Origin of the sequence: Herbaspirillum sp. SJZ106 (genome assembly GCF_006715495.1) — a bacterium.
Taxonomy (GTDB): domain Bacteria; phylum Pseudomonadota; class Gammaproteobacteria; order Burkholderiales; family Burkholderiaceae_D; genus Herbaspirillum.
The window spans coordinates 912,136-937,906 of sequence record NZ_VFNI01000002.1 but is presented as its reverse complement, the minus strand read 5'-3'; the positions used below and the strand labels follow the sequence as shown (position 1 = coordinate 937,906).

The following is a 25,771-nucleotide window of genomic DNA, read 5'->3' as shown; positions in this document are numbered from 1 at the left end:
AACCTCAGGCCTTCTTCAGCGCGCTGGCCGCCTTCGCCAGTTCGGTGATCTTGTCCCAGTCGCCGGCTTCGATGGCCGCCTTCGGGGTCAGCCACGAACCGCCTACGCAGACCACGTTCTTGCAGGCCAGGAACTGCGGCGCAGTCTCTTGCGTGATGCCGCCGGTCGGGCAAAACGCGACGTCGCCCAGCGGGCCGGCAATACCGTTCAACATGCCGATGCCGCCGGCCGGCACCGCCGGGAACAGCTTCAACTGGCGAAAGCCCGCCTCGCGCGCGGCCATCACTTCGGACGGCGTCATCACGCCGGGCAGCAGCGGCAGGCCGCTGCGCTTGGCGGCTTCGATCAGCGCCGGGGTCAGGCCGGGCGAGACGCCGAATACCGCGCCGGCGTCGCGCGAGGCGGCGAACTCTTCGGGCGCGGTCAGCGTGCCGACGCCGACGATGGCCTCAGGCACCGACTCGGCGATGGCGCGGATGGCCGGCAGGCCGTGCTCGGTGCGCAGCGTGATTTCCAGCACACGGATGCCGCCGGCGACCAGCGCCCTGGCCAGCGGAATGGCGTGTTCGAACTTGTCGATCGCGATCACCGGAATGACCGGCGAGGCGCGCATGATTTCCAGTGTGGTCTTCATACCGTTGTCTTCTCTTTCTCTTTGATCGGAGGCAGGCCGAAAGTGGCGCCGCCCTCTTCCGCCGTACCGACGGTGTTACGGAACATGGCAAACAGCTCGCGCCCCATGCCGTGCTGGTTGTCGAACAGGTCGCTGGCGTCTTGTCCGCGCCGCTCCCATTCATCCTGCGGCACCAGCGCTTCCAGCACGCCGGCCTCGGCATCCAGGCGGATCATGTCGCCGCTGCGCACGCGTCCCAGCGGACCGCCGCCCAGCACTTCGGGCGTGACGTGGATCGCGGCCGGTACTTTACCCGATGCGCCCGACATGCGGCCATCGGTCACCAAGGCCACATGGCGCCCCTTGTCCTGCAGGATGCCCAGCGCCGGGGTCAGCGCGTGCAGTTCCGGCATGCCGTTGGCGCGCGGGCCCTGGAAGGTGATCACGGCGACGAAGTCCTTATCCAGCTCGCCGGCCTTGAAGGCCGCCATGAAGGCTTCCTGCGAGTGGAACACGATGGCCGGCGCCTGCACCGCGCGGTGCTCGTGCTTGACTGCCGAAGTCTTGATGACCGCGCGGCCGAGGTTGCCCTGCAGCAGCTTGAGGCCGCCGTCGGCCGAGAACGGCTTGGCCACCGTGCCCAGCACGCCTTCGTCGGCGCTGGTTGCCGGCACGTCCTGCCACACTACCTTGCCAACCTGGCCTTGCGGCGCCTCGCCGGCCAGCATCGGTTCCTTGCAGTGCTGGCGCAGGCCCTGGCCGAGGATGGTGGTGACGTCGTCGTGCATCAGGCCGGCGTCGATCAGCTCGCGCAGCACGAAGCCGGTGCCGCCGGCGGCATGGAAATGGTTCACGTCGGCGGTGCCGTTGGGGTAGATCTTGGTGATCAGCGGCACCACGGCGGAGAGCCTGGAGAAATCGTCCCAGTCGATCACGATGCCGGCCGCCTTGGCGATGGCCACCAGGTGCAACGTGTGGTTGGTGGAGCCGCCGGTGGCGTGCAGCGCGACGATGGCGTTGACGATGGCCTTCTCGTCGATCATGCGGCCCACCGGCGTGTACTGCGCGCCCTGGTCGGTGATGCGCGCGGCCTGGCGCGCGGCTTCGGCGGTCAGGGCGTCGCGCAGCGGCGTGTTGGGAGTAATGAAGGCGGCGCCCGGCAGGTGCAGGCCCATCGCTTCCATCAGCATCTGGTTACTGTTGGCGGTGCCGTAGAAGGTGCAGGTGCCGGCGCCGTGGTAGGACTGCGACTCGGCTTCCAGCAGCTCGGCGCGACCGATCTTGCCGGCGGTGTAGAGCTGGCGGATCTTGACCTTGTCGCTGTTGCTCATGCCGCTGGTCATCGGCCCGGCCGGCACGAACACCGCCGGCAGGTGGCCGAAGTGCAGCGCGCCGATCAACAGGCCCGGCACGATCTTGTCGCATACGCCCAGGTACAGCGCGGCGTCGAACATGTTGTGCGAGAGCGCGATGGCGGTTGCCATGGCGATGGCGTCGCGCGAGAACAGCGACATTTCCATGCCGGTCTGGCCCTGGGTGACGCCGTCGCACATGGCCGGGGTGCCGCCGGCGAACTGCGCCACGGCGCCGACTTCGCGCGCGGCCTGCTTGAGGATCTGGGGGAAACGCTCGAACGGCTGGTGCGCCGAGAGCATGTCGTTGTAGGCGGAGACGATGGCCAGCGAGGGCGCCTTGTCTTCCTTCAACTTCAGTTTGTCGTTGGCCGGGAAGGCGGCGAAGCCGTGGGCCAGGTTGGTACATGCCAGCGCGCCGCGCTGCACGCCCTTGCGGCGGGCCGCTTCCAGTCGTTCGAGGTAAGCGGTCCGGTAGGGACGACTACGTTCGGCGATGCGTCGGGTGACGCTGGCTAAGGTAGCGTTGAGAGGCATTGTCGTTTCCTGTTAGCGTTAACAATGTAATTTTACTACACAATTTTTAACAAACCGAATCGAATGCCCGGCTTTTCGATACCGCAACGCAGCACCGGCTTGCGCAAGCAACCTCATCATTCTTCAAGACGCCCATCCAGCAGGCGATGCAGGCTTTTCCAGATCTTCACCGGCAATGTCATCCATCCGTCACAAACTGTAGTGAAATTACCATCGAAGGCGCATTTGATGTATAGTCTGCAGGTCGCGCCCAAGAACTCAAGCCGTGCCGGGGCTGGAAAGTGCCCGCCGCGCCACGGCATCCAACAACATTGACCACATGCACACCACCGCCCTGACCGACACGGCAGCATTCAAAGCCCTGCAGCAACACCACGCCGGACAAGCCGTCCACTGGCACATGCGCGAACTGTTCGCGCAGCAGCCCGACCGCTTCGAACGCATGTCGGTGCGCGCCGCCGGCCTGCTGCTGGACTACTCCAAGAACCGCATCGAGTCCGAAACCCTGTCGCTGCTGCTGGAGCTGGCGCGCGAACGCCAGGTGGAAGCCCTGCGCGACGCCATGTTCAACGGCGCGAAAATCAACTTTACAGAACATCGGGCGGTCTTGCACACCGCATTGCGCGCGCCGGCCGGCGAAGCCCCGGCGCAAGTGGATGGACAGCAGGTCGGCGCGGATGTTCACGCCGTACTCGGCCATATCCGCGATTTCTCCGAACGCGTGCGCAACGGGCAGTGGCGCGGCCACACCGGGCGCGAGATCACCGATATCGTCAACATCGGCATCGGCGGCTCCTACCTCGGACCGCAGATGGTCTGCACCGCGCTGCGCCAGTTCAGCCATGCGCGCCTGAAGGCGCACTTCGTCTCCAACGTGGACGGCCACGACCTTGATGAGGTGTTGTCCAGGGTCGATCCCGAGACCACGCTGTTCATCGTTGCCTCCAAGACATTCACCACGCAGGAAACCATGCTGAACGCGCAGTCCGCGCGCAGATGGTTCCTGCGCCACGGCAACGAGGGCGACCTGGCGCGCCATTTCGTGGCGGTATCGACCAATGCCAGGGAAGTGTCGGCCTTCGGCATCGACCCCGACAACATGTTCCCTTTCTGGGACTGGGTCGGCGGGCGCTATTCGGTATGGTCGGCGATCGGCCTGTCGATCGCGCTGATGGTCGGTTTCGAGCGCTTCTCCGAGTTCCTGGGCGGCGCCCACGCGATGGACCGCCATTTCCGCGAAGCGCCGCTGGAAGCCAACATGCCGGTGATCCAGGCGCTCATCGGCATCTGGAACCGCAACTTCTTCAACAGCGAATCGCTGTCGATCGCGCCTTACCACCATGGCCTGCGCTATTTCCAGGCCTACCTGCAGCAACTGGAGATGGAAAGCAACGGCAAGCGCATCACCCGCGACGGCAGCGCCGTGGGCGTGGCCACCTGTCCGTTCATCTGGGGCGATGTCGGCACCAACGGCCAGCACGCCTTTTTCCAGCTGCTGCACCAGGGCACCGACATCACGCCGATCGACTTCATCGCCGTGCTCAAGCCCTCGCACGATATCGACGGCCACCACCAGGTGCTGCTGGCCAACTGCTTCGCCCAGTCCGAAGCCTTCATGCGCGGCAAGGATGCCGATGAGGTGCGCGCCGACCTGCGCAAGCAGGGCCTGGGCGAGGCGGAACTGAACGCGCTGTTGCCGCACAAAACCTTCGACGGCAACCGCCCGAGCAACACCATCCTGCTGCCCGAGCTGACGCCGGCCACGCTGGGCTCGCTGATCGCGCTGTATGAGCACAAGACCTTCGTGCAAGGCGCGATCTGGGGCATCAACAGCTTCGACCAGTGGGGCGTGGAACTGGGCAAGGTGCTGGCCAAGACCATCCACGGCGAACTCCAGGCCGCGCCCAACCCGGCCCTGCACGACGCCTCGACCAATGCCCTGATCGCCCTGGCGAAGCAGGCCCAACAAGCTTGAGCGGCCCCGCAGCAATGACGGATCGCCGGCGCAACTGAACCACGCCGGCCTCGACAACCAACGCAGACGATCCAACCTACATCATGGCTATTTCCGATTTCGACCTGGTTTTATTCGGTGGCACCGGCGACCTCTCGATGCGCAAGCTGCTGCCGGCCCTGTACGCGCGCGACCGCGCCCGCGACCTGCCGCCCGAAGCGCGCATCGTCTGCATCGGCCGCGACGACAAGACCCGCGAAGAGTTCCTGAAGATCGTGGAGAAGGACTCCAAGCCGCACATTCCCGCCGGCAACCTGGACGCCGCCGTCTGGGATCGCTTCGCCGCGCGGTTGCGCTATGCCTCGGTCAACGCCAGGGAAGGCGCCAGCTTCGAGCACCTGAAGGAAGCGCTGCGCGACACCGCCGGCCTGCCGCGCGTGTTTTACCTGGCCACGCCGCCCAGCCTGTTCGCCTCGATCTGCGAGAACCTGTCCAAGGCCGGGCTGGTCACGCCGAGCTCGCGCGTGGTGCTGGAAAAGCCGCTGGGCCGCGACCTCGCCAGCGCGCGCGACATCAACAAGCAAGTCGGCCAGTACTTCGAGGAATCGCAGATCTTCCGTATCGACCACTACCTCGGCAAGGAAGCGGTGCAGAACCTGCTGGCGCTGCGTTTCGGCAACGTGCTGTTCGAGCCGCTGTGGCGCCGCGAATGGATTTCCGACGTGCAGATCACCATCGCCGAAGAGCTCGGCGTGGGCGGCCGCTTCGACTATTACGACACCTCGGGCGCGCTGCGCGACATGCTGCAGAACCACTTGCTGCAACTGCTGTGCATCGTCGCCATGGAACCGCCCGTGTCCAACTCGGCCGATGCCGTGCGCGACGAGAAACTGAAGGTGCTGCGCTCGCTCAAGCGCTTCACCCCGACCACGCTGGCCATGAACGTGGTGCGCGGCCAGTACCGCTCGGGCCACGTCAACGGCGTGCCGGTGCCGGGCTACCGCAAGGAAGACGACGCCAACCCCGAATCGCGCACCGAGACCTTCGTCGCCGTCAAGGCCGAGATCGACACCTGGCGCTGGGCCGGCGTGCCCTTCTACCTGCGCACCGGCAAGCGCATGGCCGACTCGCTGGCCGAGATCGTGGTGCGCTTCAAGAGCGTGCCGCACTCGATCTTCGCGCACCAGAACGACACCCCGAACTGCCTCGTCATTCGCCTGCAGCCCGATGAAGGCCTGCATATGAACCTGATGGCCAAGCAGCCCGGCGACGGCATGCGCCTGCGCCCGGTCGAGCTGGAGCTGGACTTCCGCGAGAAGTTCAAGACCCCGCGCATGGACGCCTACGAGCGCCTGCTGCTGGATGTGCTGCGCGGCCACCTGACGCTGTTCATGCGCAGCGACGAACTGGAAGCCGCCTGGGAATGGGTGGAACCCATCCTCGACCACTGGGAGCAGCAGGAGTCCGACCCCATCCCCTACAACGCCGGCACCTGGGGGCCTGCCGCCGCCAGCGCGCTGATCGGCCGCGACGGACTGCAGTGGCGCGAAGAAGCGCTGCCCGAAGTCTGACTCGCAACCAGCACGCAGAAAGCACGTAAAAAAGGCCGCGCCATGTCCATGCTGCTCGACTCCATCCGCACCCACATCAACTCCCTCTCGAAGTCGGAGAAGAAGGTGGCCGCGACCGTGCTCGCCAATCCGCAGCTGGCGCTGGCGGAAAACCTGACCGCGCTGGCCAAGAACGCGGAAGTGTCGGAGCCGACCGTGATCCGCTTCTGCCGCGCCATCGGCTACGAAGGCTGGCACGACTTCAAGCTGAAGCTGGCGCAAAGCCTGGCGCTGGCGCTGCCGGGCGCGGACGAGACGCTGGCCCAGGACGACCTCGCGGCCGACCTGGTCAACAAGATCTGCAGCCGCTCCATCAATACCCTGCTCGACCTGCGCAACCACCTCAACCCGGACGCCATCCAGCTGGCGCTGGACGTGCTGGCGCGCGCCAACAAGATCGAGTTCTACGGCCAGGGCACCTCCGGCATCGTGGCCAACGATGCCCAGCACAAGTTCTTCCGCTCGGGCGTGCCCACGGTCGCCTACTCCGACCCGCACATCCACAGCATCGCCGCCTCGCTGCTCAAGGCCGGCGACTGCGTGGTGGCCATCTCGCAGCGCGGCGGCAACGCGGCGCTGCTGCGCTCGATCCAGCTGGCGCGCAAGGGCGGCGCCGACATCATCGTGCTGGGCCCGTCCGGCACCCCGCTGGCCGAGCTGGCCACGGTACTGGTGCCGATCGACCTGTCCTTCAACATCGACCCCTACACGCCGATCTCGGCGCGCCTGGCGCACCTGGTGGTGATCGACATCCTGGCCGTCGGCCTGGCGCTGCGACGCGGCCCGGAATTCCGCAAGCAGATGCAGAACGCGCAAAAGTCGCTGCAGAAGTTCGACATGCAGTTCGATTCGTTCTTCCGCTGATCCGCGCCGCTGTGAATCTTGATCCGGATCCGGATCAAGGATCAGGCATCCGCCGACAGACAACCCGCCGCGATTGCGTACAATGAGGTTATCGACTTCCCTTCCAACTTCGCAACCAGGACTTCCCATGAGCCAGCTTGACCAGTTGAAGCAGTACACCACCATCGTGGCCGACACCGGCGACTTCCAGGCGATGAAAGCCTTCGCGCCGCAGGACGCCACCACCAACCCCTCGCTGATCCTCAAGGCGGTGCAAAAGGACGAGTACAAGCCGCTGCTGGCGTCCGTGGTCAAGGCCAACGCCGGCCAGGGCACCGAGCAGATCATCGACCGCCTGCTGGTGGCTTTCGGCCTGGAAATCCTCAAGCTGATCCCGGGCCGCGTATCCACCGAGACCGATGCGCGCCTGTCGTTCGACACCGAAGGCACGGTGGCCAAGGGCCGCGAACTGATCCGCCTGTACGAGCAAGCCGGCATCAAGCGCGAGCGCGTGCTGATCAAGATCGCCTCCACCTGGGAAGGCATCCGCGCCGCCGAGATCCTGGAAAAGGAAGGCATCCGCTGCAACCTGACCCTGCTGTTCTCGCTGCCGCAGGCCATCGCCTGCGCCGAAGCCCGGGTGCAACTGATCTCGCCGTTCGTCGGCCGCATCTACGATTGGTACAAGAAATCCACCGGCCAGGAATACACCGGCGCCGACGATCCGGGCGTGCAGTCGGTCAAGGCCGTCTACAACTATTACCGCAAGTTCGGCTACGCCACCGAAGTGATGGGCGCGAGCTTCCGCAACACCTCGCAGATCGTCGAACTGGCCGGCTGCGACCTGCTGACCATCAGCCCGGAACTGCTGCAAAAGCTGTCCGAAGCGGATGCGCCGGTGGAGCGCAAGCTGAGCGTGGAAGCCGCCCAGGCCGCCGACATCGAGCGAGTGACGCTGGACGAGAAGGCCTTCCGCCTGGCGCTCAACGCCGATGCGATGGCCACCGAAAAGCTGGCCGAAGGCATCCGCCTGTTCGCCGCCGATGCGGTCAAGCTGGACAAGATCGTCGAGGCGTTGAAGTAAAAGACAAGGATTTCCCGACCGCCGGTCTCGCGCAACGAACGCCGCTGGATCGCGGCCTGCGCCGGGATGACGGCGATTGGGGTAAGGCCGGTACTCTTCCACTCGTCGCCGTCATCCTGACGAAAGTCAGGATCCAGCGACGTTCAGACGGTCGCCAATACCCTGCTCCGCTTTCTAGACCTGAAGACGAAAAAAATCCCGGCACGCAGCCGGGATTTTTTATTGGCGATACCTAAAAGCATCAGGCAAAGCTGATCTGCACCTTCATCATCTTCGCGCGGTCGCCGGCGATCTCGAAGGCTTCCACCGATTTCTCGAACGGATAGGTGGCCGTGATCAGCGGCTTCACATCCACCAGCTTCTTGTTCATCAGTTCCACCGCCATGGCGAACTCTTCATGGAAGCGGAAGGCGCCGCGCCAGTCCAGTTCCTTGCCCACCAGCAGGTTGGCCGGGAAGTTGATGTCGCCGCCCAGGCCCACCTGCACGATGATGGCTTGCGGACGCAGCGCTTCCAGCGCGCCGACCAGCGCGCGCTCGTTGCCGCTGACTTCGAACAGCACGTCGAAGTGGCCCTTGTCGGCGGCGTATTCCTTCAGGGCGTCAGGCGTTTCGGCCATGTTGACGGCGCGGTCGGCGCCCACCTTGACGGCGGTTTCCAGCGGCATCTTCGCCACATCGGTGGCGACCACTTCCAGCGCGCCGGCGCGGCGGGCGGCGATCACCACCAGTGCGCCGATCGGACCGCAGCCGGTCACCAGCACGCGCTTGCCGACCAGCGGGCCGGCGCGGCGCACCGCATGCAAGGCCACCGACAGCGGCTCGGCCATGGCTGCTTCGCCGTCGCTGACGTGGTCTGCCACCACATGCGCTTGCGCGCGCTCGATCACGATCTCCTGGCGGAACGCGCCCTGCACGTGCGGCATGCGCATGGCGCTGCCGTAGAAGCGCATGTCCAGGCAATGGTTCTGCTTGCCTTCCTGGCAGTACTTGCAGGCGCCGCAAGGGCGGCTGGGGGAAATCGCGATGCGGGCGCCGGGCTGGATATCGGAAATGTCCGAGCCGACCTCGGCGATCTGGCCCGACACTTCATGACCCAACACCATCGGCTCCTTGATGCGCACCACGCCGAAGCCGCCGTGGTGGTAGTAATGCAGGTCGGAGCCGCAGATGCCGCCGGCCTTGACCTTGACCTTCAGTTGCTGCGGCTGCAGGGCGCCGGTTTCCAGTTCCTGGATGCGCAGGTCGTGCGGCGCATGGATGACGATGCCTTGTTGCATGGTGCTCTCCCGATGTGTGCTTGAAGGATTGATTTACAGTGTCGCGGTCACGCCGCCATCCACATAGAGGATGTGGCCGTTGACGAAGCGCGAGGCATCGCTGCCGAGGAACACCGCGGCGCCGACCAGGTCTTCGACATCGCCCCAGCGGCGCGAGGGCGTGCGGCCCACCAGCCAGTCGGTGAACTTCTGGTCGTTGACCAGCGCCATGTTCATCTCGGTCTTGAAGTAGCCGGGGCCGAGGCCGTTGACTTGAAGGCCGTACTTACCCCAGTCGATCGCCATGCCCTTGGTGAACATCTTCACCGCGCCCTTGGTGGCGGCGTACGGCGCGATGCCGGGACGGCCCAGTTCGCTCTGCACCGAGCAGATGTTAATGATCTTGCCGCGGCCGCGGCCGATCATGTGGCGCGCCACCGCCTGCGCGGCGTAGAACACGCTGTTCAAGTTGGTGTTGATGATGTCGTGCCAGTCGGATTCCTTGAAATCCTCCAGCGGGTTGCGGCGCTGGATGCCGGCGTTGTTGACCAGGATATCGATGGCGCCCATCTCGCTTTCGATCTGTTGCACCGCGGCCTTGACCGCCTCGTTCGAGGTGGCGTCGAAGCTGGATTCATGGATGGTGTGGCCTTCGTCGCGCAATTGCTGCGCCACCTTAGCCAGCTTGCCGGCATCGCGCCCGTTGAGCACGATGGCCGCGCCCGCCTGCGCCATGCCGCGCGCCAGCGCCAGGCCGATGCCGCCGGAAGATCCGGTGATCAGGGCCAGCTTGCCCTCCAGCGAAAATTCCTTCAGGCCTGCGGGCAAAGCGCTTGTCTTCACTGTCATGTCATCTCCTGTTGTCGGTGGTGGTCTTGCGGGTGCTGCTTTATTGGTTTTATTCAGGTTTGACCATCTCGCGCTGGAAGGCGGCGATGGCGTGGTACTCGGCTTCCAGCTTGGCGGGAATGGCCGCGAAGATCGGCTGCAGGCGGCTGTAGACCTTGACCGCCGCGGCTTGCGGCGCGTGGTGGTGGTTCGATCCGACCATGCCCGAGATCGCTTCCAGCGAATCGACCAGGCCCAGCGCATACGCGCCCAGCACGGCTGCGCCCAGGCAGGACGATTCCACGCTCTCGGGCACCATCACTTCCCGGTTGAAGATATCGGCCATCATCTGGCGCCACAATGCCGAACGGGCGAAGCCGCCGGTGGCCATCATGCGCTTGGTGGGGCCGACCAGGTCTTCCAGCGCCGGCAGGATGCTGTAGAGGTTGAAGATCACGCCTTCCAGCGCGGCGCGGATCATGTGGTGCTTGCCATGGTGCAGGCCGAGGCCGAAGAAGGAACCGCGCAGGTCGGCGTTCCACAGCGGCGCGCGCTCGCCGGCCAGGAACGGGTGGAACAGCAGGCCTTCGGCGCCGGGCATGACCTTCTCGGCGATGCGCGTCAATGCCTCGTAGGGATCGACGCCCTCGTCGCGCGCGGCAGCCGCTTCGGCCGTGGCCAGTTCGTCGCGCACCCAGCGGAAGATGTTGCCGCCGTTGTTGACCGGGCCGCCGACCACCCAGTGCTTCTCGGTCAGCGCGTAGCAGAACAGGCGGCCGTGCGGGTCGGTCAGCGGCCGGTCGATCACGGTGCGCATGGCACCGGAGGTGCCGATGGTGACCGCCACGTGGCCGGTCTCGATGGCGTTCACGCCGAGGTTGGACAGCACGCCGTCATTGGCGCCGATGATGAACGGCGTGGCAGTCGACAAACCCAGGCGCTGCGCCATCTCCGGCTGGAGCGCCGGCAGGCGGTAGGTGGTCGGCACCGGCTTGGGCAACTGGGCGGCGTCGACCTGCAGCAGCGCCAGCGCTTCCCTGTCCCATGCCAGCTCGCGCAGGTTGAACATGCCGGTGGCCGAGGCGATCGAGTGGTCCACCACCCACTCGCCGAACAGGCGGAACATCAGGTATTCCTTGATGCCGACGAAGCGCGCGGCCTTGCCGAACACCTCGGGTTTTTCGTGACGCATCCACATCAGCTTGCACAGCGGCGACATCGGGTGGATGGGCGTGCCGGTGCGGCGGTAGATGGCGTTGCCGTCGAATTCCTTCCTGATGCGCTCGGCCCAGACCGAGGCGCGGATATCGCCCCAGGTGATGCTGTTGGACAGCAGGCCGTTGTCGGCATCCAGCGCGATCACGCTGTGCATGGCGGCACTGAAGGACAACAGCGCGATGTCCTGCGGCGCCGCCCGGGCGGCCTTCACCGCGCCGGCGATCGAATCCAGCGCGGCTTCATAGATTTGCTGCGGGTCCTGCTCGGCCATGCCCGGCTCGGTGCATAGCACCGGGTACTCCTCCGCGTGCTGCGCAACCACCTTGCCGTCGAGGGTGAAGACGACGGTCTTGGTGCTGGTGGTGCCGAGATCGACGCCAAGCATGTAGCGGGGAGCGTTGGACATGGTTTGTTTCCTTTAAGGCAAAAGCCCGGCACGCGGCCGGGCGGGTATGGCAATTACACGACCAGGTTGAGCAGCATGATGAAGATGATAGCAACAACCGAAATCAGGGTTTCCATCAGCGTCCAGGTCTTGAAGGTTTCGCCCACGCTCATGTTGAAGTATTCCTTGACCAGCCAGAAGCCCGCATCGTTGACGTGCGACAGGATCAGCGAGCCGGCTCCGGTGGCCAGCACCAGCAGTTCCTTGTTGGTGCCGGGCACCAGCGCCACCAGCGGCGCCACGATGCCGGCGCCGGTGATGGTGGCCACCGTGGCCGAACCGGTCGCCACGCGGATCACGCCGGCCACGAACCAGGCCAGCAGCAGCGGCGAAATCTGCGCATGCACGGCCAGTTGGCCGATGGCGGTGCCCACGCCGGAGTTCACCAGCATCTGCTTGAAGCCGCCGCCGGCGCCGATGATCAGCACGATGGCTGCGGTCGGCGCCAGGCTCTGGTCGACGAATTTCAGTACTTGCTGACGGGTGAAGCCGCGGGCGATGCCGAAGGTCCACATCGCCAGCAGCAGCGCCGCCAGCAGGGCCACGATGGGGTTGCCGACGAAGTCCATCAGGTCGCGCACGGCATGGCCTTCCGGCAGGCTGACGTCGACGAAGGTCTTCAACAGCATCAGGAACACCGGCGACAGCACGGTGACCAGGGTGACGGCGAAGCCCGGCAGGTTCTTGGTTTCCGGCTCGCGCGCCAGTTGCGCCATCAGTTCGTCGGACGGCTTGATGTCGACATACTTGGAAATGAAGGAGCCGAACATCGGGCCGGCGATGATGACGGTCGGCAAGCCGACGATCAGGCCGTAGAAGATGGTCTTGCCGATATCGGCGCCGAAGATGCCGATGGCCAGCAGCGGGCCCGGATGCGGCGGCACCAGGCCGTGCATCACCGACAGGCTGGCCAGCATGGGCATGCCGATCTTGAACAGCGGCACGCCCGAGCGGCGCGCGACGATGAACACCAGCGGGATCAGTAACACGAAACCAATTTCAAAGAACAGCGGGATGCCGACCAGGAAGGCGCCCATCATCATGGCCCAGTGCACGCGCTCGCGGCCGAAGGCGCGCACCAGCGTCTGCGAGATCTGGTCGGCGCCGCCGGATTCGGCCATCAGCTTGCCCAGCATGGTACCCAGGCCCAGCACGATGCCGACGAAGCCCAGCACGCCGCCGAAACCGTCCTGAAAGGATTTGACGATCTTGGGCAACGGCATGCCGGAAATCAGGCCGAGGAAGCCGGACGTGATGGTCAGCGCGATGAAGGGGTGGATGCGCAGGCGCGTGATCATCAGGACCAGCGCGAGGATCGCGATGAATGCGTTAAACAGCAGTGTTGCTTCGTGGCTCATGCCCAGCATGGGATCTCCGTATGCCGATAGCCGACGGCGCGCGGCCTGGCTGGCCGCCGGAGGGGCGCCCATCGCCATGGCGGCTGCGGGCGAGCGTCTCCTGCGGCCGGCCAATGATGTCGGCGCGTCCGTCTGCACTATCTTCGTAGTGTTTTATTGAATATTCCTGAGTGTGGTAGCCAGCGCCGACTGCGCCGCCGTGTTTCCGGCGGTCGATATGTTAGCGTTAACATGGGGCGCGATGATAACGCTAACATTTCGAGCCGGTCAAACACTTGTTGTGCTGCACTGCGGCACAGGCAGGCAATTGGCCGCGGGAAACCGATTCCGGGTCGCCGCCCGCGGCGTGGCGCGGTATGATGTCGGCCACATTGACGACTCCACCGCCATGAGCAAGCGCGCAGCACAAGACAAAAAAACCGTTCCCCTCCCCGTTCCGAAAGGCAGCCGGGCCACCGGCCGCGTCACCATCACCGATGTCGCGGCCGAGGCCGGCGTCAGTTCGATGACGGTGTCGCGCGCCTTGAAGATGCCGGAACTGGTGCAGGAACAGTCGCGCGAGCGCATCTTTGCCGCCATCGAGAAACTGGGCTATGTGCCCAACCAGGCCGCCGCCACGCTGGCCTCGGCGCGCTCGCAGGTGATCGGGGTATTGGTGCCGTCGCTGACCAATGCCGTGTTCATCGAAACGCTCTCCGGCATCCGCGACTACCTGGCCGAAGCCGGCTACCAGTTCCTGATCGGCGAAACCGGCTATGCGCGCGACAAGGAAGCGCAACTGATCTCGACCTACCTGGCGCATGCGCCGGCCGGCTTCCTGCTCTCCAGCAGCGAACAGTATGAAATCCTGCAAAGCCGCCCGGCCAGCCGCACCATCCCCGCCGTACGCATGTTCGACCTGGGGCGCAGCAACGACGAATACTCGGTCGGCTTCTCGCAGACCAGGGCCGGCTATGCGGTGGCGCGCCACCTGGCCGAGCGCGGCTACCGGCGCCCGGCCTTCATCGCCGCCCAGCTCGACCCGCGCATGATGAAACGCCGCGAGGGCTTTCGCAAAGGCTTGCAGGAGGCCGGCATCGATCCCGCCGTGGAAGTGCTGCTGCCGTTGCCGACCACGGTGGACATGGGCGCGCAGCTTTTGCGCCGGGTCCTGGAAACGCGCCCCGACTGCGACGCCGTGTTCTGCTGCAACGACGACCTGGCCCTGGGCGCGCTGTTCGAATGCCAGCGCCAGGGCATCGCGGTGCCCGGGCAACTGGCCATCGCCGGCTTCAACGACCTTTCATGGGCGGCCTGCGCCACTCCCTCCATCACCACCGTCATCACCCCGCGCTACGACATCGGCTACAAGGCGGCGGAAATGCTGATCCGCCAGCTCAAGGGCGAGGACATTCCCAAAGGGCGGCTCGACCTCGGCTTCGAACTGGCAGTGCGCGAAAGCACCTGAGCGCCCATGCCTGGAGGAAAGCGGCGCCAATAATCCGGCGCTTGTCAGAGAAATCCTATAGACAGGTTCGGGGCAACCTCTACAATCACCGGGTGCCGCCATCGATTGCATGCCGCCACCGATAGCGGCATGCAAGGCACAAAATGTTCTAAAACAATAACCACCACGACAAGTCCAGATATCAGGAGAATCCACATGCAAAAATTCACCGGACTTTGCAAGCCGGCCGCATTGGCCTTGCTGCCCCTCTGTACCTCGCTGGCATTCATGCCGGCTTGCGCACAGACGCCTGCGCCCGCGGCGCCGGTCATCAAGTACGACCTCACCTACGACATCATCAGCCCGGTCCATGCCAAGCACGGCATGGTCGCCACCGAGCAGGAGCTGGCCACCAAGGTCGGCGTGGATATCCTGAAGAAGGGCGGCAATGCGGTCGACGCCGGCGTGGCGGTCGGCTTTGCGCTGGCGGTGGTGCTGCCCAATGCCGGCAACATCGGCGGCGGCGGTTTCATGATGATCCACGACGCCAAGACCGGCAAGAACGTGGCGCTGGACTTCCGCGAAATGGCGCCGCAGCGCGCCACCCGCAACATGTACCTGGACGACAAGGGCAACGTGGTGCCCGGCCGCTCGCTGTATACCCACCTGGCCGTGGGCGTGCCCGGCACGGTCGCCGGCCTGTCGCATGCGCTGGCCAAGTACGGCACCATGAAGCTGTCGCAGGTGATCCAGCCGGCCATCGAGCTGGCCGAAAAGGGCTATCCGGTCAGCCCCGGCCTGGCGCTGATCCTGGCCGCCGAGCGCGAGCACCTGGGCCAGTGGGAGTCGAGCCGCGCCATCTTCTTCAAGGACGGCCGTCCGCTGCAGGCCGGCGAAATGCTGGTGCAGAAAGACCTGGCCAAGTCGATGCGGCTGATCGCCAAGGAAGGCCCGAAGGCCTTCTATGAAGGCGCCATCGCCAAGAAGATCGTGGCCGAGATGGACAAGCACGGCGGCCTGATCTCCTCCGATGACCTGAAGAACTACAAGGTGGTGGAACGGGTGCCGGTCACCGGCAACTACCGCGGCTACCAGGTCATGTCGATGCCGCCGCCGAGCTCGGGCGGGGTGCACATCATCCAGATGATGAATATCCTGGAACGCTATCCGCTCAAGGAATACGGCGCCGACAGCGCGCAGTCGATCCACCTGATGGCCGAGACCATGAAGCTGGCCTATGCCGACCGCTCCGAATACCTGGGCGACCCCGACTTCACCAAGGTGCCGGTCAAGGGCCTGACCTCGCGCGCCTACGCGGATGAATTGGCCAAGAAGATCAACCCGGACCGCGCCACCCCGTCGTCCGAGATCAAGCCAGGCCAGCCGCAGCCGTATGAAAGCGACCAGACCACGCACTACTCGGTAGCCGACAAGGACGGCAACCTGGTGGCCACCACCTACACGCTGAACCTGAACTTCGGCAGCGGCATCGTGGCCACCGGCACCGGCATCACCCTGAACAACGAAATGGATGACTTCTCCGCCAAGCCGGGCGTACCCAACGCGTTCGGCCTGGTCGGCGGCGACGCCAACGCAGTCGGCCCGTACAAGCGCCCGCTGTCGTCGATGTCGCCCACCTTCGTGCTCAAGGACGGCAAACCCTTCCTGGTCACCGGCAGCCCGGGCGGCAGCCGCATCATCACCACCACGCTGCAGACCATCCTCAACGTGATCGACTACGACATGAACGTGGCCGAAGCCACCATCACGCCGCGCATCCACCACCAGTGGGCGCCGGACCAGCTGCGCGTGGAAAAGGGCCTGTCGGCCGACACCGTCAAGATCCTGCAGGACAAGGGCCAGAAAGTCAGCGTCCAGCCCTCGATGGGCCGCACCCAGACCATCCAGATCAAGCCGGACGGCTTCTACGGCTTCTCCGATCCGCGCAATCCGGACGGGCGTACCTTGGGGTTCTGATCCGCAATACCCGATGCAAACCGGCGGCTGCGGCCGCCAACAAAAATGCCGCGACGTGATGAACGTCGCGGCATTTTTGTTTGATGCTTGCGGGATCTTCGCCAATTCTTCCGTCATCCCGGCGCATGCCGGGATCCAGCGACGTTCGTTGCGCTCTTCCTGCGCCAATGAGGCATGACAAACGAGACTGTGTCCTGGCCTTCGTCAGGACGACAGTGAGGCGGTCACTCGAACCGACAATGGCTCAATCCCCGCCTCAATCTCTTTCAGTTGGCCTGAACCATCCTTACTCCCGCCCTTCCTGCAGTTTCGGATTGACCTTCACCAGCACGATCTTCGGCCCCGACATGCGCTTGATCACCACGTCGAACGCCGGGAACTCGATACGCTGGCCTTCCTTGGGCAAATCGCCCAGCTTCTCCATCACCAGGCCGCCGACCGAGTCGATGCTGTCGTCGTATTCGATATCGATGCCCAGCATGTTCTCCAGCGTGACGATCGGCAGGCTGCCCTTGCCCAGCAAGCTGCCGTCGTCCTGGCGCGTCCACTCGCCGGTGTTGTGGCGGAACTCGTCGCGGATCTCGCCCACCAGCAGGCTGAGCATGTTATCGAGCGTGATGAAGCCGTCCGGCGGCTGGCCCTTCTTGCCGATGATGGCGAAGTGCGGCGAGCCGGTGCGAAAGCGCCGCAGCAGGTCCAGTGCCGGCAGCGCCGGCGAGATGTACTGCACCGGGCGCAGGTAGGCCTTCAGGTCGGCGACGGCGCGCCCGTCCTGCTGCGCCAGGAACACATCCTTCAGGTGCACCAGCCCCAGCACCTGCTGGCGCTCGGCGTCGAAATACGGGTAACGCGAAAAGCGGTTGCGGTAGATGATCCCGAGGTTCTCCTCCAGCGTCATGTCGTCGCCCAGGGCCACGATCTCGCTGGCCGGGCGCATGATGTCGGCCACATCCAGTTCGGCGAAGTTCAGGCTTTGCGCCAGCACGTTCCATTCGTCGCGGGTGAACTTGCCGTTCTTGCCGCTCTTGTTGCCGGCGCGCAGGATCAGCTTGAGTTCGTCGGACGAGTAATGCGCGTCATGGCCGTGCACGCCGCCCAGGCCGGCCACGCGCAGCAGCCAGTTGGAGCTGGCGTTGAGCACCCAGATCAGCGGATACATGCCCCAGTAGAAACCGTACAGCGGCAAGGCGCACCACAGGCCCAGCTTTTCCGGGCTGCGGATGGCCAGGGACTTGGGCGCCAGTTCGCCGGCCACGATGTGCAGGAAGGAGATGACGAAGAAGGCGAACACGAAGGAAACGCCGTGGATCAGTTCCTGGTTGGTCACCCCGGCCAGCGAGAACAGCGGCTCGAGCAGGCGGGCGAAAGCCGGTTCGCCGATCCAGCCCAGGCCCAGCGAGGCCAGCGTGATGCCCAATTGGCAGGCGGAGAGGTAGGCGTCCAGCTGGTTGTGGACCACCGCCAGGATGCGGCCGCGCAGGCCTTGTGTTTTTGCGATGGCCCTGATGCGCGTTTGGCGCAACTTGACCAGACTGAATTCTGCTGCAACGAAAAAACCGTTCAACGCAACCAGGAAGAAGGCTGCGACGATCAGTAATATATTTTCCAACTAGGGTTCCTATAGGGCTTGTCGAGGGGCCCGGGCCCAAACATGCCGGCCCGGACTCCGTAATTTACCATGCGCCATGGGGTGACCCCGGAAGATTGCGTTAAAGACAACTTTCCATCGTGACGTTGCATGGCCGCTGCCGGGACGACGGGCAAGCTGCTCCCCCTCTACGGCAGCGCAAACCGCCCGGCTCAGAAGCCTTCCAGCACCACCTTGCCGCGCGCGCGGCCGGTTTCGATCAGTGCGTGAGCGCGGCGCAGGTTGTCGGCATTGATCCGGCCGAAATGCTCGCCCAGCGTGGTGCGGATCACACCCTCATCGATCAGCGACGACACACGCTGCAGCAACTGGTGCTGCCGGATCATATCGGGCGTCTCGAACATCGAGCGGGTGAACATCAGCTCCCAATGCAGGGAGATGCTCTTGCGCTTGAGCGGCACGGCATCCAGCGTGGCCGGGTCGTCGATCAGCGCGAACTGCCCCTGCGGCGCCAGCACCTCGACAATCTGGGCGTAATGCTGGTCGGTATGGGTCAGGCTGATGACGATGTCGACATTGGCCAGGCCGATTTTCTGCAATTGCTCCGGCAACGGCTGGCTATGGTCGATCACGTGATGCGCGCCCAGCTCGCCCACCCATTGCTGCGTCTGCTTGCGCGACGCGGTGCCGATCACGGTCAGGCGGGTCAGCTTGCGCGCCAGCTGGACCAGCATGGAACCGACGCCGCCGGCCGCGCCGATGATCAGCAGGCGCTTGCCGTCGCCGCCGTTCTCAGGCACCGCGAGACGGTCGAACAGCAGTTCCCAGGCAGTGATCGCCGTCAGCGGGATCGCCGCGGCGTCGGCATAGCCCAGGCTGCGGGGCTTGGCGCCGACGATGCGCTCGTCCACCAGATGCAGTTCGCTGTTGGAGCCGGGACGCGTGATGGAGCCGGCGTAGAACACCTCATCGCCGGCCTTGAACAGCGTCACCCCGGAACCCACGGCGCGCACCACGCCGGCAGCGTCCCACCCCAGCACGCGCGGCTCCTTGGCCGGCGCGCCGATACGGATCTTGGTATCGACCGGGTTGACCGATACCGCCCTGACCTCGACCAGCAAATCGCGCGGGCCCGGCGTGGGCTGCGGCAAGTCGGTATCCAGCAGGGAATTGGCATCGGCAATCGGCAAACCGTGCTGCGTGTAGACTATGGCTTTCATGTCATTTCCTTTTCCAGAGGTAAAGTGATCTTCGGTGGAAGACGATCTCCCCGGCCATGCCGGCATACCCTCCACCATTGGCGTCCATATTAAGCAAGCGCCGGCGCGTCGGCCATCCGCATTCCCGATTAAGACTTTCACTCCAGACGTGAAAATGATCCGCTTAGAAGATCTCCAACTGTTTGTCCGCTCGGCCGCCCTGGGCAGCTTCTCCCAGGCCGCGCGCGAGGCGAACCTGCTGCCCGGCCAGGTGAGCGCCGCCATCGGCCGCCTGGAGCGCGACCTCGACATCCGCCTGTTCGCCCGTTCCACCCGCAGCCTGCGCCTGACCGAAGAAGGCGAGCGCTACCTGCCCTATGCATTGGAAGCGCTGCAGACCTTGCGCGAAGGCCAGGATGGCCTGCGCGGCAGCGACACCGAACTGTACGGCACGCTGCAGGTGGCCGCGCCGTCCGACCTCGGCCGCAACGTGCTGCTGGCCTGGCTGGCGGAATTCCGCCGCGACAATCCGAGGCTGGATCTGCGCCTGCAGGTGTCGGACCTGGTGGCCGACGTGTTCCGCGCCCCGGTCGACATCGCCATCCGCTATGGCCGCATGGACGATGCCAGCTTCATCGCGCTGCCGCTGGCGCCCGACAACCGGCGCGTGCTGGTGGCCTCCCCCGATTACCTGCGCCGGCACGGCGCGCCGCAAACGCTGCAGGAGCTGGCGCAGCACGACTGCCTGCAGTACCAGTTGCACAACCGGGTCTACGACAAATGGTCCTTCCCGCTGGCCGATGGCCAGCAGACCGTGCAAGTGAAGGGGCCGCTGGTCGCCGACGACGGCGACGTGGTGCGGCGCTGGGCCATGGCCGGCGAAGGCATCGCCTACAAGTCCTGGCTGGATGTAGGCGCCGACGTGCGCGCCGGACGCCTGGACATCATCCTGCCGCAGCAGCGCGGCCAGGCGGTGCCGCTGCATCTGGTGTGCCCGCACCGGCGCCAGTATTCGCCGGCGGTGCGCCAGTTGCAGGCGCTGCTGGCCTCGCGCTGCGCCGCCCTGCACGCCGACCTGGAACGGGAGCTGGCGGCGCGGGCCTGAGCCCATCTCCCCAGGTCCTAGCCTGGCAGGTGGCGCTTGATCACCGCCGCCAGCTTGTCGAAGCTGGGTGCTATCTCCGCGTTGGGCACGCTGGCGTAGCCCAGCAGCAGCCCGCGCCGCGCGCTGCGCGCGTGCATGTAATAGCGTGACAGCGGCCGCACGATGATGCCCGCGCGCAGCGCTTCCTCGCAGATGGCGACATCGTCGCATTCCGGCGGCAAGCCCAGCACCAGATGCAAGCCCGCCTCGCCGCCGGTGATGGTCATCGCTTCACCGAAGTGATGGTCGATCGAGCGCTGCAGCAGTTGCAGCCGCTCGGCGTACAGCACGCGCATCTTGCGGATGTGCGAGGCGAAATGCCCCTCCCCCATGAAGTCGGCCAGGGTGGCCTGCAGGAACACCTGGCCGTTGCGGTAGAGCTCGGCGATGCCGGTCGAGAAGGCTTTCGCCAGCGACTCCGGCACCACCAGGAAGCCGATGCGCAGGCCCGGGAACATGATCTTGCTGAAGGTGCCCATGTAGAGCACGCGGTCGTGCGTGTCCATGCCTTGCAGCGACGCCAGCGGACGGCCGCCGTAGCGGAACTCGCTGTCGTAGTCATCCTCGATGATCCACACCTTGTGCGCGGCGGCGTACTCCAGCAGCATGCGCCGACGCGACAGGCTCATCACCATGCCCAGCGGATACTGGTGCGAAGGCGTGGTGCAGATGAAGCGCGGCGGCCGCCGCAGGTTGGCCAGGCGCATGCGCATGCCCTCCTGATCGACCGTGATCGGCACCGACTGTATGCCCAGCGAATTGAGCACGCTGCGCGTGCCCCAGTAGCACGGATCCTCCACCCAGGCCGAATCGCCATGCTCGCCCAGCAGCTTGACCACGATGTCGATCGACTGGTGGATGCCGGTCGTAATCAGCACCTGCGAAGCATTGCAATTGACCGAGCGCGCCACCCGCAGATACTCGGCCACCGCCTCGCGCAACGGCGCGTAGCCGGCGCCCGGCCCATAGGTCAGCAAATCCGAATTGGAGCGGCGCCAATGCTTGTTCTGCAACCGGCTCCACACCTTGTGCGGCACGCAGGTCACGTCCGGCACGCCGGGCATGAAGGCGCCCCATTGCCGCTCGCCGACGCCCGCCTGGCGCGTGAGCATGGCGCCGCGCACCGACAGTTCCGACTTGCCCGACGGATCGGTCAGCGGCTCGATGCGCTCGACCGCCTCCGGGATCTGGTCGGGCGCGGTATCGGCCACAAAGGTGCCGGCGCCGGTGCGGCTTTCCAGGTAGCCCTCGGCCAGCAGTTGCTCGTAGGCGTAGGTCACGGTGTTGCGCGACATGCCAAGCTCGGCCGCCAGGTCGCGCGAAGACGGCAACTGCCATCCGGCCGGCAGCGTCTGCGCCAGGATGGCTTCGCGGATCAGCTGGTAAATCTGGCGGTTGATGGGCATGCGGGGGCCGCGCACGGCCGTTTTCGCTGCGGTGCTTCCATGACCGGAGGTCTTTCCGGCCTTGGCCGGAGCGTTCTTTTGCGCGCCGCGTTCGATGCGCAGCAGCAGGTAATCGGAGAGCGAGACGAGCTTCAATTGGCACCATCAAATATTTAATATTGGCTCTATATTACAGATCCATTTCGGTTTTAGTATCGGTTCCGGAACAAGAATTTCATGCGCCGCCGAGGCGCCCTTTCACCGGAGCAAGCAATGAACAGCAAGGCCATCAGCAACCAGCAACTGCAGCAGCGCAAGAACGCCGCCACCCCGCGCGGCGTGGGCGTAATGTGCGACTTCTACGCCGAACGCGCCTCCAATTCCGAGCTGTGGGATGTGGAGGGCCGCCGCTTCATCGACTTCGCCGCCGGCATCGCCGTGCTCAACACCGGCCACCGCCATCCCAAGCTGATGGACGCCATCCGCGCCCAGATGGAAAAATTCACCCATACCGCCTACCAGATCGTGCCGTATGCAAGCTACGTGGAACTGGCCGAGCGCATCAACGCCGTCACCCCGGGCAACCACGCCAAGAAGACCGCGCTGTTCTCGACCGGCGCCGAAGCGGTGGAAAACGCCGTCAAGATCGCCCGCGCCCACACCGGCCGTCCCGCCATCATCGCCTTCGCCGGCGGCTTCCACGGCCGCACCATGATGGGCATGGCGCTGACCGGCAAGGTGGCGCCGTACAAGCTGGGCTTCGGCCCGTTCCCGGGCGAGGTGTTCCATGCGCCCTACCCCAACGCCCTGCACGGCATCAGCAGCGCCGACGCGCTGGATGCGGTGGCCAACCTGTTCAAGAGCGATGTCGATCCCAGACGCGTGGCGGCCATCATCCTGGAGCCGGTGCAAGGCGAAGGCGGCTTCTACGCCGCGCCGCCGGAGTTCATGCGCGGCCTGCGCGCGCTGTGCGACGAGTACGGCATCCTGCTCATCGCCGATGAAGTGCAGACCGGCTTCGCCCGCACCGGCAAGCTGTTCGCGATGGAACACTACGACGTGCTGCCCGACCTGATGACCATGGCCAAGAGCCTGGCCGGCGGCATGCCGCTGGCCGCCGTCTGCGGCCGCGCCGAGATCATGGACGCGCCCGCCCCCGGCGGCCTGGGCGGCACCTATGCCGGCAACCCGCTGGCGGTGGCTTCGGCGCTGGCGGTGCTGGAGGTAATTGCCGAAGAAAACCTGGTGGCGCGCGGCGCGCGCCTGGGCCAGAAATTGCAGGACCACCTGGGAGAACTGAAATCGGCCGTGCCGCAAATCGGCGAAGTGCGCGGCCTGGGGGCAATGGTGGCGGTGGAATTCACCCAGCCCGGCAGCAACAAGCCGGACGCCGAGTACGCCAGGAAGGTGCAGCAGCACGCGCTGCAAAACGGCTTGCTGCTGCTGACCTGCGGCAGCAGCGGCAACGTCATCCGCTTCTTGTTCCCGCTGACGATTCCCGATACCGTCATGGACGAGGCGCTGGAGATCCTGTCGGCCGCGATGCGGCTGGCCTGAGTCTTGCATTGCATCGCGCCTGATTTCGCTAAAGAGGGAGAACGACAATGAGTGCAAACGCATTGAGACAAGAAGAGATCGCGCCGCAGGCCGGCGAGGTGCTGGTGCAGTTCAGCGGCGTGAAGAAGACCTATGACGGCGAAAACCTGATCGTCAAGAACCTGGACCTGGAGATCCGCCGCGGCGAATTCCTGACGTTGCTGGGCCCATCGGGTTCGGGCAAGACCACCTGCCTGATGATGCTGGCCGGCTTCGAATTTCCCACCGGCGGCGAGATCCGCCTGGACGGCCAGTTGCTCAACCGCGTGCCGCCGCACAAGCGCAACATCGGCATGGTGTTTCAGAACTACGCGCTATTCCCGCACATGACCATCGCCCAGAACGTGGCCTACCCGCTGTCGGTGCGCAAGATGAAGCGCGCCGAGCGCGAAGCCAAGGTCAAACAGGCGCTGGACATGGTACAGATGGGCAAGTTCGGCGACCGTTATCCGACCCAGCTCTCCGGCGGCCAGCAGCAACGCGTGGCGCTGGCGCGCACGCTGGTGTTCGATCCGCAGCTGGTGCTGATGGACGAGCCGCTGGGCGCGCTCGACAAGCAGTTGCGCGAGCACATGCAGCTGGAGCTGAAGGCGTTGCACAAGCGCCTGGGCGTGACCTTCGTCTACGTCACCCACGACCAGAGCGAAGCGCTCACCATGTCCGACCGCGTGGCGGTGTTCGACCAGGGCGTGATCCAGCAGCTGGCGCCGGTGACCGAGCTCTACGAATATCCCGAGAACCAGTTCGTGGCCAACTTCATCGGCGACAACAACCGCTTCAAGGGCGGCGTCGAATCGGTCAGCGGCGAACGCTGCGCCCTGCGCCTGCCGGACGGCGTGCAACTCACCGGATTGAACGTGCACCGCGCCCATGCCGGCCAGACGGTCGTCGCCTGCGTACGGCCCGAGCGCATCCGCCTGCATGCGGGCGCCGCGCCCGAGAGCGCCGGATCCAACCGCATCAAGGCGCGCATCGCCGGCCTGATCTATTTTGGCGACCACGTGCGCGTGCGCTGCAGCGTGGCCGGCCAGGACGACTGCTTCGTCAAGCTTGCGCTGTCCGACCCGGCACTGGCCGGCCTGGCCGAAGGCGGCGAGGCGACGCTCGAGATTGCGCCGCAGTACCTGCGCTGCTTTCTCTAAGCGCGGCATGGTCTGAACGCAGCAGCGGCTTCAATCCTTGAAGGCAACACAAGATTGCCGGCAGTTCCAGGTACAACTCCAACATCGCAACATAACCAACGAGGAACACATGAAACGCCTATCTCCTGCCCTGTTATCCCCACTCGCCCTGGGCATGCTGTTTGCCGTCGGCGCAACTTCGGCTGCGGCCGCGGAACTGACCGTGGTCAACTTCGGCGGCGCCAACGCCAACGCGCAGAAGGTCGCCTACGTCGACCCCTTCCAGAAAAGCAGCGGCACCAAGGTGGTGACCGCCGAATTCAACGGCGAACTGGCCAAGGTCAAGGCCATGGTGGAAGCGAAGAAAGTCAGCTGGGATGTGGTGGAAATCGACGGCGGCGACCTCAACCGCGCCTGTGACGACGGCCTGATCGAGAAGCTCGACCTGGCCAAGACGATCAAGAAGGACGACTACATTCCCGAAGCCACCGTCAGCGAATGCGGCATGGGCGCCTTCGTCTGGTCTACCGTGCTGGCCTACAACGCCGACAAGCTCAAGACCGCGCCGACCGGCTGGGCCGATTTCTGGGACGTCAAGAAATACCCCGGCAAACGTGGCATGAAAAAGAGCGCACAATTCAATCTGGAGTTCGCGCTGATGGCCGACGGCGTGCCGACCAAGGATGTCTACAAGGTGCTGTCTGAAAAAGGCGGCGTGGACCGCGCCTTCAAGAAGCTGGACCAGCTGAAGCCGTACATCCAGTGGTGGGACGCGGGCGCGCTGCCGGCGCAGTTCCTGGCCTCCGGCGACGTGGTGATGGCCAATGCCTTCAACGGCCGCATCGACGCCGCCCAGCGCGAAGGCAAGAACCTCAAGGTGGTCTGGGCCGGCAGCGTCTATACGCTGGACTACTGGGTGATCCCCAAGGGTTCACCGAACAAGGCGTTGGGCGAGAAGTTCATCAGCTACGCCAGCCAGCCCGAGACCCAGAAGACCTATGCCAACAATATCGCCTACGGCCCGGTCAACAAGGGCGCATTGAAGCTGCTGGACGCCAAGACCCTGGCCAACCTGCCGACGTCCACGGCCAACACCAAGGATTCCATCCAGCTGAGCCTGCAGTTCTGGACCGACCACGGCGAGGAGCTGGAACAACGCTTCTCGGCCTGGGTCGCGAAGTAACTGGCGCTGGCTCCTGACCCGGCGCCGGTGCAGGCGCCGGCTACGCTTTACC

Annotated in this window: 20 protein-coding genes; 11 read left to right on the top strand and 9 right to left on the bottom strand. The window is 65.1% G+C overall.

From position 1 onward, the window contains the following. Nucleotides 1–4: 4 nt before the first annotated feature. Together FB598_RS09455 and edd are read right to left on the bottom strand one after the other, a co-directional pair. Nucleotides 5–634 (bottom strand): bifunctional 4-hydroxy-2-oxoglutarate aldolase/2-dehydro-3-deoxy-phosphogluconate aldolase, encoded by a 630-nt coding sequence (locus tag FB598_RS09455; protein WP_141913412.1) that lies wholly within the window; start codon nt 632–634, stop codon nt 5–7. Further along, nucleotides 631–2,502 (bottom strand): phosphogluconate dehydratase, encoded by a 1,872-nt coding sequence (gene edd / locus FB598_RS09450; RefSeq protein WP_141913413.1) that lies wholly within the window; start codon nt 2,500–2,502, stop codon nt 631–633. Before edd ends, FB598_RS09455 begins: the two co-directional genes overlap by 4 nt. 319 nt (nt 2,503–2,821) lie before the next feature. On the opposite strand from edd, the gene pgi reads away from it, so the two are divergent. From pgi to tal, 4 genes are all read left to right on the top strand, one after another. Beyond that, nucleotides 2,822–4,477 carry a glucose-6-phosphate isomerase gene (gene pgi / locus FB598_RS09445; protein WP_141913414.1) on the top strand — a complete coding sequence of 552 codons (1,656 nt, stop codon included), beginning with the start codon at nt 2,822–2,824 and terminating at the stop codon, nt 4,475–4,477. An 83-nt stretch (nt 4,478–4,560) separates the two neighbouring features. Next, nucleotides 4,561–6,027: a glucose-6-phosphate dehydrogenase gene (zwf, locus tag FB598_RS09440; protein ID WP_141913415.1), complete on the top strand. Its 1,467-nt coding sequence runs from the start codon at nt 4,561–4,563 to the stop codon at nt 6,025–6,027. A 48-nt stretch (nt 6,028–6,075) separates the two neighbouring features. Next, complete coding sequence (locus tag FB598_RS09435) at nt 6,076–6,930, top strand: SIS domain-containing protein (protein WP_050468741.1); 855 nt, start codon at nt 6,076–6,078, stop codon at nt 6,928–6,930. Nucleotides 6,931–7,057: 127 nt separating this feature from the next. Next, a complete protein-coding gene (gene tal / locus FB598_RS09430; protein ID WP_141913416.1) occupies nt 7,058–7,993 on the top strand; it encodes a transaldolase in 936 nt (311 codons plus the stop codon). 241 nt (nt 7,994–8,234) lie between these two features. Here tal and FB598_RS09425 read toward each other — a convergent pair whose 3' ends face one another. From FB598_RS09425 to FB598_RS09410, 4 genes are read right to left on the bottom strand one after another with little or no spacing between them, the layout of a single operon-like run. Further along, on the bottom strand, nt 8,235–9,272 hold the full coding sequence (locus FB598_RS09425) for an L-idonate 5-dehydrogenase (protein ID WP_141913417.1): 1,038 nt from the start codon (nt 9,270–9,272) through the stop codon (nt 8,235–8,237). 33 nt (nt 9,273–9,305) lie between these two features. Further along, nucleotides 9,306–10,100: an SDR family NAD(P)-dependent oxidoreductase gene (locus FB598_RS09420; protein WP_141913418.1), complete on the bottom strand. Its 795-nt coding sequence runs from the start codon at nt 10,098–10,100 to the stop codon at nt 9,306–9,308. A 49-nt stretch (nt 10,101–10,149) separates the two neighbouring features. Next, nucleotides 10,150–11,703, bottom strand: a complete 1,554-nt coding sequence (gene gntK, locus FB598_RS09415; RefSeq protein ID WP_141913419.1) for a gluconokinase — start codon at nt 11,701–11,703, stop codon at nt 10,150–10,152. A gap of 53 nt (nt 11,704–11,756) precedes the next feature. Further along, complete coding sequence (locus FB598_RS09410) at nt 11,757–13,109, bottom strand: GntP family permease (protein WP_141913420.1); 1,353 nt, start codon at nt 13,107–13,109, stop codon at nt 11,757–11,759. Nucleotides 13,110–13,488: 379 nt separating this feature from the next. Here FB598_RS09410 and FB598_RS09405 point away from each other — a divergent pair, with 379 nt between their 5' ends. The 3 genes from FB598_RS09405 (at nt 13,489) to FB598_RS20710 (ending at nt 16,681) form a co-directional block, all read left to right on the top strand. Continuing rightward, the gene (locus FB598_RS09405; RefSeq protein ID WP_141913421.1) at nt 13,489–14,547 is read left to right on the top strand and encodes a LacI family DNA-binding transcriptional regulator; all 1,059 of its coding nucleotides are present in this window, start codon (nt 13,489–13,491) and stop codon (nt 14,545–14,547) included. Between the two features lie 195 nt (nt 14,548–14,742). Beyond that, nucleotides 14,743–16,503 carry a gamma-glutamyltransferase gene (ggt, locus tag FB598_RS09400; protein ID WP_141913422.1) on the top strand — a complete coding sequence of 587 codons (1,761 nt, stop codon included), beginning with the start codon at nt 14,743–14,745 and terminating at the stop codon, nt 16,501–16,503. 13 nt (nt 16,504–16,516) lie between these two features. Then, nucleotides 16,517–16,681, top strand: coding sequence for a hypothetical protein (locus tag FB598_RS20710; protein ID WP_183405725.1), 165 nt, complete (start codon nt 16,517–16,519; stop codon nt 16,679–16,681). A gap of 108 nt (nt 16,682–16,789) precedes the next feature. On the opposite strand, the gene FB598_RS09395 is transcribed toward FB598_RS20710, so the two are convergent. Beyond that, on the bottom strand, nt 16,790–18,112 hold the full coding sequence (locus FB598_RS09395) for a hemolysin family protein (RefSeq protein WP_141913423.1): 1,323 nt from the start codon (nt 18,110–18,112) through the stop codon (nt 16,790–16,792). A gap of 191 nt (nt 18,113–18,303) precedes the next feature. Continuing rightward, nucleotides 18,304–19,311: a zinc-binding alcohol dehydrogenase family protein gene (locus tag FB598_RS09390; RefSeq protein WP_141913424.1), complete on the bottom strand. Its 1,008-nt coding sequence runs from the start codon at nt 19,309–19,311 to the stop codon at nt 18,304–18,306. Between the two features lie 154 nt (nt 19,312–19,465). On the opposite strand from FB598_RS09390, the gene FB598_RS09385 reads away from it, so the two are divergent. Beyond that, entirely contained in the window at nt 19,466–20,395 is a 930-nt protein-coding gene (locus FB598_RS09385) for a LysR family transcriptional regulator (protein WP_141913425.1), read from the top strand. A gap of 17 nt (nt 20,396–20,412) precedes the next feature. Here the strand turns inward: FB598_RS09385 and FB598_RS09380 are convergent, their stop codons facing one another. Next, nucleotides 20,413–21,975: a PLP-dependent aminotransferase family protein gene (locus FB598_RS09380; RefSeq protein ID WP_141913426.1), complete on the bottom strand. Its 1,563-nt coding sequence runs from the start codon at nt 21,973–21,975 to the stop codon at nt 20,413–20,415. Nucleotides 21,976–22,092: 117 nt separating this feature from the next. Between FB598_RS09380 and gabT the strand changes: the two genes are divergently transcribed. From gabT to FB598_RS09365, 3 genes are all read left to right on the top strand, one after another. Next, nucleotides 22,093–23,376, top strand: coding sequence for a 4-aminobutyrate--2-oxoglutarate transaminase (gabT, locus tag FB598_RS09375; RefSeq protein WP_141913427.1), 1,284 nt, complete (start codon nt 22,093–22,095; stop codon nt 23,374–23,376). Nucleotides 23,377–23,423: 47 nt separating this feature from the next. Beyond that, nucleotides 23,424–24,557, top strand: a complete 1,134-nt coding sequence (locus tag FB598_RS09370; protein WP_141913428.1) for an ABC transporter ATP-binding protein — start codon at nt 23,424–23,426, stop codon at nt 24,555–24,557. A 109-nt stretch (nt 24,558–24,666) separates the two neighbouring features. Continuing rightward, the gene (locus tag FB598_RS09365; protein ID WP_141913429.1) at nt 24,667–25,719 is read left to right on the top strand and encodes an ABC transporter substrate-binding protein; all 1,053 of its coding nucleotides are present in this window, start codon (nt 24,667–24,669) and stop codon (nt 25,717–25,719) included. Nucleotides 25,720–25,771: the final 52 nt, after the last annotated feature.

Bases quoted from the DNA above. Each gene is read 5' to 3' on its own strand.
- FB598_RS09455 (WP_141913412.1), bottom strand. From the start codon at position 634: ATGAAGACCACACTGGAAATCATGCGCGCCTCGCCGGTCATTCCGGTG.
- edd (WP_141913413.1), bottom strand. From the start codon at position 2,502: ATGCCTCTCAACGCTACCTTAGCCAGCGTCACCCGACGCATCGCCGAA.
- pgi (WP_141913414.1), top strand. From the start codon at position 2,822: ATGCACACCACCGCCCTGACCGACACGGCAGCATTCAAAGCCCTGCAG.
- zwf (WP_141913415.1), top strand. From the start codon at position 4,561: ATGGCTATTTCCGATTTCGACCTGGTTTTATTCGGTGGCACCGGCGAC.
- FB598_RS09435 (WP_050468741.1), top strand. From the start codon at position 6,076: ATGCTGCTCGACTCCATCCGCACCCACATCAACTCCCTCTCGAAGTCG.
- tal (WP_141913416.1), top strand. From the start codon at position 7,058: ATGAGCCAGCTTGACCAGTTGAAGCAGTACACCACCATCGTGGCCGAC.
- FB598_RS09425 (WP_141913417.1), bottom strand. From the start codon at position 9,272: ATGCAACAAGGCATCGTCATCCATGCGCCGCACGACCTGCGCATCCAG.
- FB598_RS09420 (WP_141913418.1), bottom strand. From the start codon at position 10,100: ATGACAGTGAAGACAAGCGCTTTGCCCGCAGGCCTGAAGGAATTTTCG.
- gntK (WP_141913419.1), bottom strand. From the start codon at position 11,703: ATGTCCAACGCTCCCCGCTACATGCTTGGCGTCGATCTCGGCACCACC.
- FB598_RS09410 (WP_141913420.1), bottom strand. From the start codon at position 13,109: ATGCTGGGCATGAGCCACGAAGCAACACTGCTGTTTAACGCATTCATC.
- FB598_RS09405 (WP_141913421.1), top strand. From the start codon at position 13,489: ATGAGCAAGCGCGCAGCACAAGACAAAAAAACCGTTCCCCTCCCCGTT.
- ggt (WP_141913422.1), top strand. From the start codon at position 14,743: ATGCAAAAATTCACCGGACTTTGCAAGCCGGCCGCATTGGCCTTGCTG.
- FB598_RS20710 (WP_183405725.1), top strand. From the start codon at position 16,517: ATGCAAACCGGCGGCTGCGGCCGCCAACAAAAATGCCGCGACGTGATG.
- FB598_RS09390 (WP_141913424.1), bottom strand. From the start codon at position 19,311: ATGAAAGCCATAGTCTACACGCAGCACGGTTTGCCGATTGCCGATGCC.
- FB598_RS09385 (WP_141913425.1), top strand. From the start codon at position 19,466: ATGATCCGCTTAGAAGATCTCCAACTGTTTGTCCGCTCGGCCGCCCTG.
- gabT (WP_141913427.1), top strand. From the start codon at position 22,093: ATGAACAGCAAGGCCATCAGCAACCAGCAACTGCAGCAGCGCAAGAAC.
- FB598_RS09370 (WP_141913428.1), top strand. From the start codon at position 23,424: ATGAGTGCAAACGCATTGAGACAAGAAGAGATCGCGCCGCAGGCCGGC.
- FB598_RS09365 (WP_141913429.1), top strand. From the start codon at position 24,667: ATGAAACGCCTATCTCCTGCCCTGTTATCCCCACTCGCCCTGGGCATG.